Origin of the sequence: Algibacter sp. L1A34 (genome assembly GCF_009796805.1) — a bacterium.
In the GTDB taxonomy this organism is placed as follows: Bacteria; Bacteroidota; Bacteroidia; order Flavobacteriales; family Flavobacteriaceae; genus Algibacter.
In genome coordinates this window covers 395,497-409,721 of sequence record NZ_CP047029.1, presented here as the reverse complement: position 1 = coordinate 409,721, position 14,225 = coordinate 395,497, and the positions used below count along the sequence as shown (strand labels likewise).

Annotated in this window: 15 protein-coding genes; 12 read left to right on the top strand and 3 right to left on the bottom strand. The window is 33.1% G+C overall.

Translation table 11 applies throughout. The features are described 5' to 3' along the window. Positions 1-122 precede the first annotated feature (122 nt). The 3 genes from recR to GQR97_RS01725 all read left to right on the top strand — a co-directional run bounded on the left by recR (position 123) and on the right by GQR97_RS01725 (position 3,256). Entirely contained in the window at positions 123-740 is a 618-nt protein-coding gene (gene recR, locus GQR97_RS01735) for a recombination mediator RecR (RefSeq protein ID WP_158844476.1), read from the top strand. 11 nt (positions 741-751) lie between these two features. Beyond that, on the top strand, positions 752-1,846 hold the full coding sequence (locus GQR97_RS01730) for a glycosyltransferase family 2 protein (RefSeq protein WP_158844474.1): 1,095 nt from the start codon (positions 752-754) through the stop codon (positions 1,844-1,846). A gap of 84 nt (positions 1,847-1,930) precedes the next feature. Beyond that, positions 1,931-3,256: a dihydrolipoamide acetyltransferase family protein gene (locus tag GQR97_RS01725; RefSeq protein ID WP_158844471.1), complete on the top strand. Its 1,326-nt coding sequence runs from the start codon at positions 1,931-1,933 to the stop codon at positions 3,254-3,256. Between the two features lies 1 nt (position 3,257). On the opposite strand, the gene GQR97_RS01720 is transcribed toward GQR97_RS01725, so the two are convergent. Next, complete coding sequence (locus tag GQR97_RS01720; protein WP_158844468.1) at positions 3,258-3,908, bottom strand: hypothetical protein; 651 nt, start codon at positions 3,906-3,908, stop codon at positions 3,258-3,260. 58 nt (positions 3,909-3,966) lie between these two features. Here GQR97_RS01720 and GQR97_RS01715 point away from each other — a divergent pair, with 58 nt between their 5' ends. From GQR97_RS01715 to ftsY, 8 genes are all read left to right on the top strand, one after another. Continuing rightward, on the top strand, positions 3,967-4,740 hold the full coding sequence (locus tag GQR97_RS01715) for a 3'-5' exonuclease (RefSeq protein ID WP_158844466.1): 774 nt from the start codon (positions 3,967-3,969) through the stop codon (positions 4,738-4,740). Positions 4,741-4,986: 246 nt separating this feature from the next. Next, positions 4,987-5,598, top strand: coding sequence for a fumarylacetoacetate hydrolase family protein (locus tag GQR97_RS01710; protein WP_158844464.1), 612 nt, complete (start codon positions 4,987-4,989; stop codon positions 5,596-5,598). Beyond that, positions 5,599-5,940 (top strand): Hpt domain-containing protein, encoded by a 342-nt coding sequence (locus GQR97_RS01705; protein WP_158844462.1) that lies wholly within the window; start codon positions 5,599-5,601, stop codon positions 5,938-5,940. A gap of 3 nt (positions 5,941-5,943) precedes the next feature. Then, positions 5,944-7,197 (top strand): CinA family nicotinamide mononucleotide deamidase-related protein, encoded by a 1,254-nt coding sequence (locus tag GQR97_RS01700; protein WP_158844460.1) that lies wholly within the window; start codon positions 5,944-5,946, stop codon positions 7,195-7,197. A gap of 76 nt (positions 7,198-7,273) precedes the next feature. Continuing rightward, positions 7,274-7,513, top strand: coding sequence for a 50S ribosomal protein L28 (gene rpmB, locus GQR97_RS01695; protein WP_158844458.1), 240 nt, complete (start codon positions 7,274-7,276; stop codon positions 7,511-7,513). A gap of 25 nt (positions 7,514-7,538) precedes the next feature. Continuing rightward, positions 7,539-7,721 carry a 50S ribosomal protein L33 gene (rpmG, locus tag GQR97_RS01690; protein ID WP_042500020.1) on the top strand — a complete coding sequence of 61 codons (183 nt, stop codon included), beginning with the start codon at positions 7,539-7,541 and terminating at the stop codon, positions 7,719-7,721. 49 nt (positions 7,722-7,770) lie between these two features. Further along, complete coding sequence (locus GQR97_RS01685) at positions 7,771-7,923, top strand: DUF4295 domain-containing protein (RefSeq protein ID WP_158844456.1); 153 nt, start codon at positions 7,771-7,773, stop codon at positions 7,921-7,923. A 421-nt stretch (positions 7,924-8,344) separates the two neighbouring features. After that, the gene (ftsY, locus tag GQR97_RS01680) at positions 8,345-9,319 is read left to right on the top strand and encodes a signal recognition particle-docking protein FtsY (RefSeq protein ID WP_158844454.1); all 975 of its coding nucleotides are present in this window, start codon (positions 8,345-8,347) and stop codon (positions 9,317-9,319) included. Between the two features lie 42 nt (positions 9,320-9,361). Here ftsY and GQR97_RS01675 read toward each other — a convergent pair whose 3' ends face one another. Beyond that, the gene (locus GQR97_RS01675; RefSeq protein ID WP_158844452.1) at positions 9,362-11,539 is read right to left on the bottom strand and encodes a T9SS type B sorting domain-containing protein; all 2,178 of its coding nucleotides are present in this window, start codon (positions 11,537-11,539) and stop codon (positions 9,362-9,364) included. Positions 11,540-11,625: 86 nt separating this feature from the next. Continuing rightward, positions 11,626-12,702: a serine hydrolase domain-containing protein gene (locus GQR97_RS01670; RefSeq protein ID WP_158844450.1), complete on the bottom strand. Its 1,077-nt coding sequence runs from the start codon at positions 12,700-12,702 to the stop codon at positions 11,626-11,628. A gap of 172 nt (positions 12,703-12,874) precedes the next feature. On the opposite strand from GQR97_RS01670, the gene rimO reads away from it, so the two are divergent. Continuing rightward, positions 12,875-14,179, top strand: coding sequence for a 30S ribosomal protein S12 methylthiotransferase RimO (gene rimO / locus GQR97_RS01665; RefSeq protein WP_158844448.1), 1,305 nt, complete (start codon positions 12,875-12,877; stop codon positions 14,177-14,179). Positions 14,180-14,225: the final 46 nt, after the last annotated feature.

Genomic DNA, 14,225 nt, shown 5'->3' with positions numbered 1-14,225 from the left:
AAAATTAAATTTCAAGTTTCAAAATACGAATATTAAACTTCAATAAACAAGTGCAAAAGATGATATTTAAAAGTGTGGACTAAAATTAGCGAAATTCCTCGTGAAATAGTAAATTCGCAGCCATGGAATTTTCTTCGAAATTATTAGAACGTGCTGTAAATGAGATGTCTCAATTGCCGGGTATAGGTAAGCGTACCGCTTTGCGTCTAGTTTTACATATGTTAAGGCAACCAAAAGAGCAAACGATTGGTTTGGCAGAAGCTTTAAAAACCATGAGAACTGAGGTGAAGTTTTGTAAATCTTGCAATAATATTAGCGACGTAGCGTTGTGTGAGATATGTTCTAATCCAGGACGGAATCAATCATTAATTTGTGTTGTTGAAGATGTTAGGGATGTTATGGCAATTGAAAACACAAGTTCGTATAAAGGTTTGTACCATGTGTTGGGTGGGAAAATTTCTCCAATGGATGGTATTGGTCCTCACGATTTAAATATAGAATCCTTGGTTAATAAGGTAAAAGAAGGTAAAGCAAAAGAATTGATTTTTGCATTAAGCTCAACAATGGAAGGCGACACCACAAATTTTTATATATATAAACAAATTCAAGATTACGATGTGTTTACATCAACAATTGCACGAGGGATTTCCGTTGGCGACGAACTAGAATATGCCGATGAAATAACACTTGGGCGAAGTATTGTTAATAGAATTCCTTTTGAATCCTCTCTAAAATTGTAATTTTTTATTATTTGAAACTCTCAATTGTCATTTTAAATTATAACGTGCGCTACTTTTTAGAATTAGCTTTAAGGAGTGCTCAAGCAGCAATTTCTGACATAGACGCGGAAATTATTGTGGTCGATAATAACTCTAGTGATGATAGTTGCCAAATGGTGAAAAGGTTGTTTCCAGAGGTGAAGCTTATTGAGAATAAAGAGAATTTTGGTTTTTCAAAGGGAAACAATATAGGAATAGCTACTGCTAAAGGAGATTATATTTGTATTTTAAATCCAGACACCGTAGTTGCGGAAGATACTTTTACGAAGCTTTTAGATTTTTCGGATAAAAAGAAAAAATTAGGCATTGTTGGTTGTAGGTTAATGAATGGTAGTGGTTTGTTTTTACCAGAAAGCAAACGAAATATTCCAACGGTAAAAGTGGCGTTAAAAAAAATACTCGGTAATCCAGATAAATACTATGCTAATCATTTGCATGAAGAAAGTCAGGATGAAGTTGGTATTTTGGTAGGTGCTTTTATGCTAATTAAAAAAAATGTTTTTGATGCTGTAGGAGGGTTTGATGAAGATTATTTTATGTATGGAGAAGATATAGACTTATCATATAAAATCTTAAATTCTGGATATAAAAATTACTATTACGGAGGAACTTCAATTATTCATTTTAAAGGGGAAAGCACACTGAAAGATCGTAATTATGCGCTTCGTTTTTATGGAGCGATGCAAATTTTTTATGAGAAACATTTTAAACAAAATTTAATTTTCGATTTGGTTGTTTGGTTAGGGATTAAGTTGGCTTTTGTTTTTAGACGAATTCGTAAAAATGAAATTAAAATTATTTCGGAATATATTTTTATTTCGAATGAAGTTAATAGTAAGTTAGAAGCAAAACTTTCTGAAAAGCTAAATTTGAAAACACAGCTAACTTCGGTTAAAACAAATGCTGAAGTTATTTTTGATGCCAATGTTTTAAGTTACAAAGATATTATTGAGCATATAAAAAATACGGATAAAGAGTTAACTTATAAAATATTACCAAACCAATCTAATTTTATCATTGGTAGTAATGATGGATTAAGTCAAGGTAAAGTGATAGTTTTTCAATAGTATTATGTGATTTGTGTAAGGAAATCCCTGATTTTTCATTAATTTTGCAGTCTAAAATTAAAAAACAAGTATTTTATTATTAATATGGCAAAGTTTGAACTAAAGTTACCTAAAATGGGAGAAAGCGTTGCTGAGGCAACAATTACCTCTTGGTTAAAAGAAGTTGGAGATACTATTGAATTGGACGAGGCAGTTCTTGAAATTGCTACCGATAAGGTGGATAGCGAAGTCCCGAGTGAATTTGATGGTGTTTTGGTAGAAAAGTTTTTTAATGTTGATGATGTTGTTCAGGTTGGTGAGGTTTTAGCAATAATTGAAACGGATGGTGATGTTGAAAGTGCTAGAGAAACTGTTGCTAAGGAAGTAGTGGATACAGAGGAGCATGTCGCTGAGCAAATTGAACAAACTATAAATATAGCTAAAGAAACTGTAGCTCCAATAGTTTCAAACGAAACGCGTTTTTATTCGCCTTTAGTTAAAAATATAGCTAAAGCAGAAGGAGTATCGCAAGCAGATTTAGACGCTATTGTTGGTACCGGTAAAGATGATCGCGTAACCAAAACAGATATTTTAAATTATTTAGAGAATAAAGGTAAAGGTGCTATACCGGTTGTAAATAACGCAAAAGCTGAAACGCCAATAGCGGTAAAATCACAACCTGTAAAACCATCACAAGCAGCTAAACCAGTTATTTCTAATGGCGAGGATGATATTATTGAAATGACCAGAATGGGCAAGTTAGTTGCGCATCATATGGTAGAATCAACTCAAACTGCAGCACACGTTCAAAGTTTTATTGAAACCGATGTTACTAATGTTTGGAATTGGAGAAAGAAAGTTAAAGCAGGCTTTATGAAACGTGAAGGTGAAAATTTAACGTTTACACCTATTTTTATGGAAGCTATTGCGAAAGCACTTCGTGATTATCCAATGATGAATATTTCTTTACAAGGAGACACTATTGTAAAAAAGAAAAATATAAATCTTGGTATGGCAGCAGCCTTACCAGATGGGAATTTAATTGTGCCCGTTATTAAAAATGCCGATCAGCTTAATTTAGTTGGCATGACAAAACAGGTAAATGATTTAGCTAACAGAGCACGATTAAATCAACTTAAACCTGATGATGTTCAAGGCGGAACTTATACAGTAACTAATGTAGGAACCTTTGGTAGTATTATGGGTACACCTATAATTAACCAACCACAAGTTGGGATTCTGGCTTTAGGAGCTATTAGGAAAGTGCCTGCAGTTATTGAAACACCTGAAGGTGATTTTATTGGTATTCGTTACAAAATGTTTTTATCTCACTCTTACGATCATCGCGTTGTTAATGGCGCTTTAGGCGGAATGTTTGTAAAAGCGGTTAGCGATTATCTTGAAGCTTGGGATATTAATAGAGAGATATAGATTAGTTATTGTAATTATTTAAGGTGTCTATAAGGACTTTTTCTGTACTTATGTTGGTGTATACTTTAGATTTAATTTTAAGTATAAATGGCAGGTTTTTAATACTGTCTTTAGTTATGCCTGAATTTTTTAAAAGAAGCTCTAAGTCATTATAATTTTCTATTATATGTTTTGTTTTAAAAGCTATTTTGGAATTATTAAACAGACTTTTAGCATCTTCGCACAGTGAGCAGTTATCAGATTCAAAAATGGTTATGTCTTTGGTTTTTAAAGCATCGTCGATATTTATTTGAAAATCGTCAAAATCTTTTCGAATGCGTAAACTTTGACTAACTTTATTTACAATAAATTGTTCTTCGTAATTACCCAGTTTATCGGTTAATTTTATGAGAGTAATTAAATGTATTTCGCTATTGGCAGGAATAACTTTTAAAACGGGTCTGTTACTACTTCTTCTATAGTCTTTTGTAACTATACGTAAAAAAACGGAGTAGCTCATAGAGTCTGTGTTTTTTGCGTAAAACTCTAAACGTTTGCCGTTTTGCTTTTTTATAAGCGATACTTTTTTGTCTCGTGTTTGCTGAGCAAAACTGAAAAAAGAAATAAAAAGAAACAGAATAAAAGAATATGCTATTTTGTAGTTTGAATTCATAATTTGAACAAATTTAAACAAATTTTAAAAGTATATTTGTAAAAATATTTAATTTAAAATGCAATTAAACTTAACAAAACCCATTTGTTTCTTTGATTTAGAAACTACAGGAATAAATATATCTAAAGATAGAGTTGTAGAGATTTCTATTCTTAAAGTATATCCTAATGGGAACAAGGAAAGCAGAACGTGGTTAGTAAATCCGGAAATGAATATTCCGCAAGAAGTTGTTGAAATTCACGGAATAAGCAATGAGAAAATTGCTAACGAGCCTACATTTAAAGAATTGGCTAAGGATATTTATAGCATGATTAAGGATTCGGATTTAGGTGGATTTAATTCCAATAGGTTTGATATTCCTTTATTAGCTGAAGAATTACTACGAGCAGATATTGATTTTGATATGAAAAGCAGTTTGGCTGTAGATGTGCAAACTATTTTTCATAAAATGGAACAACGTACATTAAGTGCTGCTTATAAGTTTTATTGTAATGAAGAGTTAGAAGGTGCTCACGGTGCGGAAGCTGATACCAACGCTACTTACGAAGTGCTTAAGGCACAAATAGAAAGGTATGATGAATTAGAAAATAACACAAAATTTTTGGCAGAGTTTAGTGCCAGAAATAAGTTTGCTGATTTTGCTGGATTTATAAATTATAATAAAAAGGGTGAAGAGTGTTTTTCTTTCGGAAAGCATAAAGGAAAGCTGGTAACCGATGTTTTGGAAAGTGAACCAGGTTATTTTGGTTGGTTATTAAATGCCGATTTCCCTTTGTATACTAAAAAAGTATTAACAGCCATTAAGTTGCGCAGTTTTAATAATAAAATTTAGGTTAAGCTAGAAGATTATAGTTTTGTTTAAGGGTAAGACATTGGTTACCGCTTAAAGATAATCTTTGCAAGTAGACTTCGCGTTAGGGATTGAACGGCATGTTTGAGCTCCCCGACCAACGGAAGGGAGCGAGTAGAGAAAGCCCGACCCTTGTGGTAACGCCCAAAAGAAAATAATATAGAAAATAGACTAGAGTTTGCTATTCGTGATGATTTGTTGAGTTCTTGTTTTTAAAAATGAAAAACCGTGAAATTAATCTGCATTGGTCGTAATTACACCGAACACATTGAGGAATTGAATAACGAAAAGCCAACAGATCCGGTGGTGTTTTTAAAGCCTGATACGGCGATTTTACTTAAAAAGCAGCCGTTTTTTATCCCGGATTTTTCTAATGATGTACATTATGAGGTTGAGGTTTTAGTAAAAATTAATCGTGTAGGTAAGCATATTGATAGAAAATTTGCTCACAAATATTATAATGAAATAGGCTTAGGTATAGATTTTACAGCACGTGATTTACAGGCAAAATTAAAGGCCAAGGGGTTGCCATGGGAAAAAGCAAAAAGTTTTGATGGGGCCGCAGTTATTGGTGAATGGATGCCTGTTGATAGTGTTGAAAATGTGGATAATATAAATTTTTCTTTAAAAATGAATGATTTTTTTGTGCAAAATGGAAATACGAGCCATATGTTATGGAAAATTGATGAATTAATAGAATATGTGTCGAAATATTTTACTTTAAAGATAGGAGATATTATATTTACGGGAACACCAGCTGGAGTAGGAAAAGTAAACACAAACGACAAGCTAAAGGGATATATAGAAAATAAAGAATTATTTTCAATAACAGTTAAATAAATGGAACAACATTACAAGTTATTTAGAGTGAGAGAGCTAGCGGATAATGACGAAAGTTTTATTGCTGCACTAGCAGAAGCATTTTTAGAAGAAGTACCGGAAGATGCAGAACGACTAAAAAAAGCAGTTGCTGCGAAAGATTACCATGAAGCTTATCAGGCAGCTCATAAAATGAAACCTACAATCGATTTATTTGAATTAGGCGTGCTAGCCACCTTAATTGAAGTACAAGATTGGGGGAAATTCACGAAAAAGGAATTAGATGTTACACCGCAATTAAAAGTTGTGATTACTGCGATAGAAAACGCTGTAGCGGAAATGAAGGCAGATTTTAATTTATAGCTTATGTTAGCAGAAATTATTACCATTGGAGATGAGCTACTTATAGGGCAAGTGATAGATACTAATTCTGCATATATTGGTAAACAACTTAATAAAATAGGGGTTTCGGTGTATCAAATCACCTCTATTCAAGACGATAAACAACATATTCTTCAGGCATTTAAAGATGCCGAAAGCCGTGTAAATATAATAATAATTACTGGAGGATTAGGTCCTACAAAAGATGATATTACCAAAAAAACGCTAGCCGAATATTTTAATGACACCTTAGTTAGAGATGCTTCGGTGGAAGAAAATATAAAGGATTTATGGCAAAAATATGTACGACAAACACTCTTGCAAGTTAATTTAGATCAGGCGTTAGTGCCATCTAAAGCTACTGTTTTAATGAATACATTAGGAACCGCTCCTGGCATGTGGATAGAGAAGGGCGATAAAGTTTTTGTATCGCTACCTGGTGTGCCTTTCGAAATGGAAGGTTTGATTGATGGAGAAGTGGTACCGAGAATAAAAGAAAAATTTGATTGTCCGTTTATTTTGCATCGTACATTATTGATTTTTGGCTTAGGAGAAAGTACTCTAGCTGCAAGAATTGAAGATTGGGAAGATGCTTTGCCGCCCGAGATAAAACTAGCTTATTTGCCAAGTTTAGGTAATATGCGCTTGCGTTTATCAACGAAAGGATTTGATAAGGAAAAAGTGATTTCAGATGTGCAAAAGCAAATAGATCAGCTTATTCCGCTTATCAAAGAGGAATTTGTAGGTTTTGAAGAAGAAGATGATTCCATAGAACGTATAATAGGAAAACAACTTACTAAATTAGGTAAAACTGTTGCTACGGCAGAAAGTTGTACTGGAGGTAAAATAGCCGAGCGTTTTACCGCAAATTCCGGTGCATCGGCTTATTTTAAAGGCAGCGTGGTAAGTTATGCTACCGAATCTAAAATAAATATTTTAGGCGTTTCTAAAGAAGCTATTGAGGCCGATTCTGTAGTAAGTGCAAAAGTAGCAGAATCTATGGCACAGCATGTTTTAAAATTATTTAATACAGATTATGCCATTGCCACAACAGGTAATGCAGGACCAACAAAAGGTGATTCTGATGTTGAGGTTGGCACTGTTTATATTGCGATCGCTACAAAAACGGGAGTTTATTCAGAAAAACTTATGTTAGGGAACCTTCGGTTAAAAGTAATAAATAAGGGGGCTAACAAGGCTTTTGAGATGTTATTAAAAGAAATTTTTAAAAATAGATAATATTTTGGTTGTCATACCGTAAAGATTTTATATATTTGCACCTCGATTTTAAGCAACAAAATTAAAGTTATATATAATGTCAAGAGTTTGTGAACTTACAGGAAAGAAGGCAATGGTTGGAAACAACGTGTCTCATGCATTGAACAGAACTAAACGCAAATTTAATGCGAATTTAGTAAAGAAACGTTTTTACATTCCAGAAGAAGACAGCTGGGTGACATTAAAAGTTTCAACATCTGCTTTAAAAACAATTAATAAAATAGGTATTTCTGCAGCAATTAAAGATGCAAAATCTAAAGGATTTTTAACGAAGTAATTCGCTGTATTTAAAATAAAAAGAAATGGCAAAGAGAGGCAATAGAATACAAGTAATTTTAGAATGTACAGAGCATAAAGAGTCTGGTCAAGCAGGAACTTCACGTTACATTACTACAAAGAATAAAAAGAACACGCCAGATAGAATGGAGATTAAGAAATTTAATCCAATTCTTAAGCGTATGACAGTTCATAAAGAAATTAAATAATTAGAAATTTTAGTTTTAAAATTTCAAATACCTTAAAAACATATAGGTCATGGCAAAGAAATCCGTAGCATCATTACAAACAGGATCTAAAAGATTAACAAAAGCAATAAAGATGGTAAAATCTCCTAAAACTGGAGCTTACATGTTTGTTGAATCTATAATGAATCCAGAACAAGTAACTGACTTTTTAGCTAAAAAGTAATTTACATTGTTACATAATATTAAAAGCTGCTTTCGAAAACGAAAGCAGCTTTTTTATTTTTATATTTGAAATAAGCGTTAAAGGCTTTACCTTTAGATAATCAAAATGAAATAAAGGCTAAAAATCTAAAGGTAAATTTTGAATGACTGACAGATTAGCAGAAAAATATTTGTGGTAAGGAATTTGACAATATCATTTTGTGCGTTACCGCAAGGGTCGGGCTTTTCGCAGTCGCTTTTTTGTGTTGCATAGGTGCAACAACACAAAAAGAGCTTCAACAATGCTTCAATCCCTAACGCGAGTATCTGCTGAGTTTAATTAATAAAAACAGCGAGATAGAACGTTAAAAATATATTTACCATAACGGTAAGAAACAACAAAATAAAAAGAGCATAACCACTCTATAACAACTAACAAGAAAATGAGCTTTTTTAAAAAAATATTTTCGTCAGATAAAAAAGAAACCTTAGATAAAGGATTAGAAAAAACAAAATCTAGTTTTTTTGGTAAGCTTAGTAAAGCGGTAGCCGGAAAATCTAAAGTGGATGCTGAAGTTCTAGATAATCTTGAAGAAGTATTAGTTTCTAGTGATGTTGGAGTAGATACCACACTAAAAGTTATTGAGCGTATTGAAGAACGCGTATCAAAAGATAAATATTTAGGAACAGAAGAACTTAATAAAATTCTTCGTGAAGAAATCGCAGCACTTTTAAGTGAAACAAACTCTGGCGAAGACACCGAATACACCATTCCTAGTTTACCAAAACAAGCTGATGGAAGAAAAATACCTTATGTTTTAATGGTTGTAGGCGTAAATGGTGTAGGTAAAACTACAACTATTGGAAAGTTAGCATATCAATTTAAAAAGCAAGGACTTAATGTTGTTTTAGGCGCAGCTGATACGTTTCGTGCGGCAGCTATAGACCAATTACAGGTTTGGGCAGATCGTGTAGATGTACCAATGATTCGTCAAGAAATGGGAAGTGATCCTGCATCTGTAGCTTTCGATGCGCTAAAATCTGGAGTAAATCAAGAAGCTGATGTTATCATTATTGATACTGCAGGACGTTTACATAACAAAGTAAATTTAATGAACGAGCTTACAAAGGTAAAACGCGTTATGCAAAAAGTTGTTGTAGACGCACCTCACGATGTTCTTTTGGTTTTAGATGGCTCTACAGGGCAAAATGCTTTTGAGCAAGCTAAACAGTTTACTGCAGCTACAGAGGTAACTTCTTTGGCTGTAACCAAATTAGATGGTACAGCAAAAGGCGGTGTAGTAATTGGAATTTCCGATCAATTTAAAATTCCTGTAAAATACATTGGTGTTGGAGAAGGTATTGAGGATTTGCAAGTGTTTAATAAATTTGAGTTTGTAGATTCATTTTTTAAATAGGAATCTTTAAAATTGGACTTGCAAGTTTATAGATTTTAAATATTATCTTTTCAACGTAAAGTGCCCAGTGTAATCTTTTCCATTTGCTCGTGTAACTACAAACCAGTAATCTGAAGTCGGCATGTTTTGTCCGCTATAAGTGCCATCCCATGAGGATGTTGATCCTAAATTTTTGAGGAGTTTTCCATATCTATCATATATTTTAACCGTTAAATTAGGTTCTGTTTCAGAATACTTTATAGACCATGTATCATGGTACCCATCATTATTAGGTGTAAAATATTTAGGAGAATTCAATAAGTAAACTTGCTCTTGAGTGGTACCGCAACCATTTTTATCTCTTACATAAATTATATATTCTCCAGCTGTTAATGCTGTAAATGTATTACTGTCTTGAAAAGTTATATTATCTATAGAATATTCATAATCACCTAGGCTTAATTCAGATAAATTAACAGTTATCATATTGTTGGAATCCGTCCAGTCGTCAATATCAATATTCGAAATAACAGCGGTATTAGATAATACAATTTCAAATTCTTTTGTTGAGGAACAGCTATAAGTGTTATGATCTTGGGTTACTGTTACAGTATAGTTACCAGTATCTTCAATAGTAAGTGTTATTGTTTGTGAGGTATCTCCAGTAGACCATAAATAGCTATCAAAACCATCTCCGGCATCAATAGTTATATTATTGTCATTTTCACAAATACCAACAAAATCGGAGATTGTAATTATGGGAGAATCTTGTAAACTGATTTCAATTTGTGCAATTTGGTAACAATTATCGGCAGAATCGATTCGTGTGTATATAATTGGAGTTTCTAAAGACCAATTAAAACTTGTAGGAACTGATATTTTTCCTTCATCATCGTTCTCTGCATTAGATTGCGATGTGAAATAAGTAAAAACACAATCGCTACAGTCTGTTATTTCCGATTCGTAAATTGTTAAATCGATCGTTTCTTGGCTATCATTTAGATTATCACAAATCTCGGTAGATATATTATTTATAACAAGACTTGGAGCTATTATAGAAACTAAAACAACAATTCTATCATCACTTTCACAACCACTAATGGTTTCTTTTGCAGCATAATATGTTGTTCCATCAACGAGGCTGTTTGTATTGGCTAAAATATTTCCTTCGGTTAGACTATCATACCAAATAGCTGTGGAATTAACTTGAATATCTGCGATTTTCGCAGCTTCCGTTGTACAAAAAACTTGTTCTGGTTCACCGGTTAAGGCTTCGGGAGTTTCAATAATTTCAATATTAAAATTGTCTGAAGTAATTCTACAAGACGACGTATTTATGTTATTTCCGTTAGCCACGGTTAATCGGTATAAAAAATCACCCGCTATGCTTGTGTCGGTAAATATATAATTTGGTGTAGTTTCTCCAGAAATGTCATTCCAAGTTAGTCCATTATTATCTGATGATTGCCATTGATATCGAGGATCTGAATATCCAGAAGATACTGATGCTTGAAATGTAGAACTTACATTTTCATTTTGGCAAACCGATAAGTTGCTTGTATCTTGATTATCTATTGTATTACTTATTGTTGGACCGCAGGGCTTAAAAGCAATATCATCTAAAGCAATGTCATTTCCTGGATGTGCACTTGGTGCAATATTTAATATGGTTATAATCACTTCGGTTTCGTCCTCTAAAGTAAAAAATAAGCCATATTGTAGCCAAGTACCGGATGATGTTTGAGAGATATCGCCGGTGTTGTTGGAGCCTAAAATATTGCCGGATGAATCACTTATACGAAACGTAACATCAGGATGATATTGATCCGTTCCTATAGCAGGATTCATTATATTTATTAGCCAAGCAGAAAACTCATAAGTTGTATTAGCACAAAGTCCGGTTACTGTTTTAGTATAAAAAACACCTTCATCTGCTAGCACGGCACTATTTATAACCATCATGTAACCATTTGTGTTTCCAGTATGATCGCTAGTAACATGCCAAGCATTGCTTTTTAAACCGCTAGTTGTATTTGCAATAGTATATTCTCCTTCGTCTAATTCTCCGCTACTATATGTAAAGGCCGTAATAGAAGAATCTAAAGCACCTCCTTTCGAGGTTCCCGATCCAAAGTTTATTTCGACTACTGGATCTCCTAAGCTACCTTCACATAGTTGCGCATAATTTTGTAAATAGAAGCAGAAAAAAAATAGTGATGAGAGGGTCAGTTTTTTATACAAAGTGTTTTTTTTAAAGATCGATAGCTAATTATATTAATCTTTAGATACGTTCTTTGAAAAAAACTTGTGCTTTTTAGTTTTTAATTCTAATTAATTACTGCATTTATTTTTCCCCATAAATCGTTATCAAAACTAGAAAGTGCAAAATTTTCTTCAGTAGCAGCTTCACCCATTCTAACAATTACTAATTTTTTGCTAGGAACGATATAAATTTTTTGATCGTTTTTTCCCAATGCGGCAAACATATCATCGGGAGCATTAGGAATTAATTTTCCGCTAAATTCGTATTGGCTTTGCGGTAAATGATAGGAGGATTTTCCATTAAGCCACCATAAATAGCCATAAGCTTCATTAATATTTTGAGACGTGCTTTTTGCTTCATCTATAAAATTTTCAGAAATAATTTGTGTGTTTTCCCACTGGCCTTTGGCGTAAATAAGATGTCCAAAACGTGCCATGCTTCGCGTATTACTCCAATAGACACTTAAATTGTTAAGATCGATCCATTGGCCACTCATTCCAATTTTATCTTTCAAATTTTCAGTAAAGTAATCGTTCCAATCTTGGTTGCTTGCTGCCGCAACTACATCTTGCATTTTTACATAGACATTATGGTATGCCCAACGAGATCCTGCATTATCAATATATTGAAGGTTATCTGGAGAAACATCATCACCTAAAGTATCGTTTAAACCAGAATCCATTGATAACAAGTTTTTACAAGTAATTAAGTTTTCTTGCTCTAATGTAGTGCTCGTCCAAGCTATTCCTAAATAATCAGAAACTTTATTATTAATATTTATAAGTTCGTTATCTTGTGCAATCCCAACGGTTGTAGATGTTAATGTTTTTCCTGCACTCGCCCAATACCAAAATTTAGAATCAGTATGGGCGTTCATATATGCCTCAACTACAATTTTTCCATCATGTAAAATTATAAAACTCTTGGTGTTTTTTTCTTCTAGATAATCAAGAAGCGGTTGTAGCTCTGCTTCATTCCAACTTAAATCAGAGATAGATTTTGTTTCCCAAGTGTCGGAATTTATCGGTGGAAAATAGGTGGATTCTGTATCGATTTCTTCTTCAGGTTTATTTGAATTTTCCGAAGAACAACCAAAAATAAAAATTAATAAAACTAGATATACGTGTAAGGTATGCTTCATAATTAGAAATGTTAATGTTTTGGACTTTCAAATATATAAAAGGTTTAATTAATTGTGATTATAATCGTTGAATTGGATGCATTTTAAACAAAAGCAAGTATATATTGTTATTCTACAATCATTCATCATAAATCAATCAGCATTGCGTATCTTTGCACACTTAATTTTTGGTATGAGAACAAAGACACTTAAAAAGAACAAAATCAACGTAGTAACACTTGGCTGTAGTAAAAATGTTTACGATAGCGAAGTATTAATGGGGCAACTAAAAGCCAGCGGAAAAGATGTTGTTCATGAAGAAGAAGGGAATATTGTGGTAATCAACACTTGTGGGTTTATCAATAATGCTAAGGAAGAAAGTGTAAATACTATTCTTGAATACGTACAAAAGAAAAACGATGGCGACGTAGATAAAGTATTTGTTACCGGTTGTTTAAGTGAACGTTACAAGCCAGATTTAATAAAGGAAATACCAAATGTAGATGAGTATTTTGGGACTACGGAGTTGCCAGGATTACTAAAGGCTTTGGGTGCTGATTATAGACACGAGCTTATTGGAGAGCGTTTAACAACTACACCAAAAAACTATGCGTATTTAAAAATTGCTGAAGGTTGCGATAGACCGTGTAGTTTTTGTGCCATCCCTTTAATGCGAGGAAAACACAAGAGTACACCTATTGAAAACTTGGTTATAGAAGCTGAAAAATTAGCAGCAAAAGGCGTAAAAGAATTAATCCTTATTGCTCAGGATTTAACGTATTACGGACTAGATATATATAAAAAACGAAACTTAGCCGAGCTTTTGGAAGCTTTGGTAAAAGTTGATGGTATCGATTGGATTCGTTTACATTATGCGTTTCCAACTGGTTTCCCTTTAGATGTGCTTGATGTAATGAAACGCGAACCTAAGGTTTGTAATTATTTAGATATTCCTTTACAACATATTTCCGATTCACTTTTAAAAAGTATGCGTCGTGGAACAACTAAAGCAAAAACGACTAAATTGATTCATCAATTTAGAGAGGCAGTTCCAGAAATGACGATTAGAACAACTTTAATTGTTGGTTATCCAGGTGAAACTGAAGAGAATTTCCAAGAATTAAAACAATGGGTAAGCGATATGCGTTTTGAGCGTTTAGGTTGTTTTACTTATTCTCATGAAGAAAACACACATGCTTACACTTTAGAAGATGATGTTCCAGAAGAAGTTAAAATGGATAGAGCGAACCAAATAATGGAAATTCAATCCCAAATTTCATGGGAATTAAATCAACATAAAATAGGGCAGGAGTTTAAAGTAGTTATCGATCGTAAAGAAGGTAATTATTTTGTTGGTCGTACTGAATTTGATTCTCCAGATGTAGATAACGAAGTATTAATCGATGCGTCTAAATGTTATTTAAAAACAGGTGAATTTGCAACTGTAAAAGTAACGGAAGCGGAAGATTTCGATTTATATGCTGAAGTATTAGCTTAAAAAAGTGCTTATTTAGGGTTAATAGAATTAGAAGCACAATAGAAGA

What these genes read in the sequence shown, in the direction of transcription:
- recR (WP_158844476.1), top strand. Translation starts at nt 123, where the DNA reads ATGGAATTTTCTTCGAAATTATTAGAACGTGCTGTAAATGAGATGTCT.
- GQR97_RS01725 (WP_158844471.1), top strand. Translation starts at nt 1,931, where the DNA reads ATGGCAAAGTTTGAACTAAAGTTACCTAAAATGGGAGAAAGCGTTGCT.
- GQR97_RS01720 (WP_158844468.1), bottom strand. Translation starts at nt 3,908, where the DNA reads ATGAATTCAAACTACAAAATAGCATATTCTTTTATTCTGTTTCTTTTT.
- GQR97_RS01715 (WP_158844466.1), top strand. Translation starts at nt 3,967, where the DNA reads ATGCAATTAAACTTAACAAAACCCATTTGTTTCTTTGATTTAGAAACT.
- GQR97_RS01705 (WP_158844462.1), top strand. Translation starts at nt 5,599, where the DNA reads ATGGAACAACATTACAAGTTATTTAGAGTGAGAGAGCTAGCGGATAAT.
- GQR97_RS01700 (WP_158844460.1), top strand. Translation starts at nt 5,944, where the DNA reads ATGTTAGCAGAAATTATTACCATTGGAGATGAGCTACTTATAGGGCAA.
- rpmB (WP_158844458.1), top strand. Translation starts at nt 7,274, where the DNA reads ATGTCAAGAGTTTGTGAACTTACAGGAAAGAAGGCAATGGTTGGAAAC.
- rpmG (WP_042500020.1), top strand. Translation starts at nt 7,539, where the DNA reads ATGGCAAAGAGAGGCAATAGAATACAAGTAATTTTAGAATGTACAGAG.
- GQR97_RS01685 (WP_158844456.1), top strand. Translation starts at nt 7,771, where the DNA reads ATGGCAAAGAAATCCGTAGCATCATTACAAACAGGATCTAAAAGATTA.
- ftsY (WP_158844454.1), top strand. Translation starts at nt 8,345, where the DNA reads ATGAGCTTTTTTAAAAAAATATTTTCGTCAGATAAAAAAGAAACCTTA.
- GQR97_RS01670 (WP_158844450.1), bottom strand. Translation starts at nt 12,702, where the DNA reads ATGAAGCATACCTTACACGTATATCTAGTTTTATTAATTTTTATTTTT.
- rimO (WP_158844448.1), top strand. Translation starts at nt 12,875, where the DNA reads ATGAGAACAAAGACACTTAAAAAGAACAAAATCAACGTAGTAACACTT.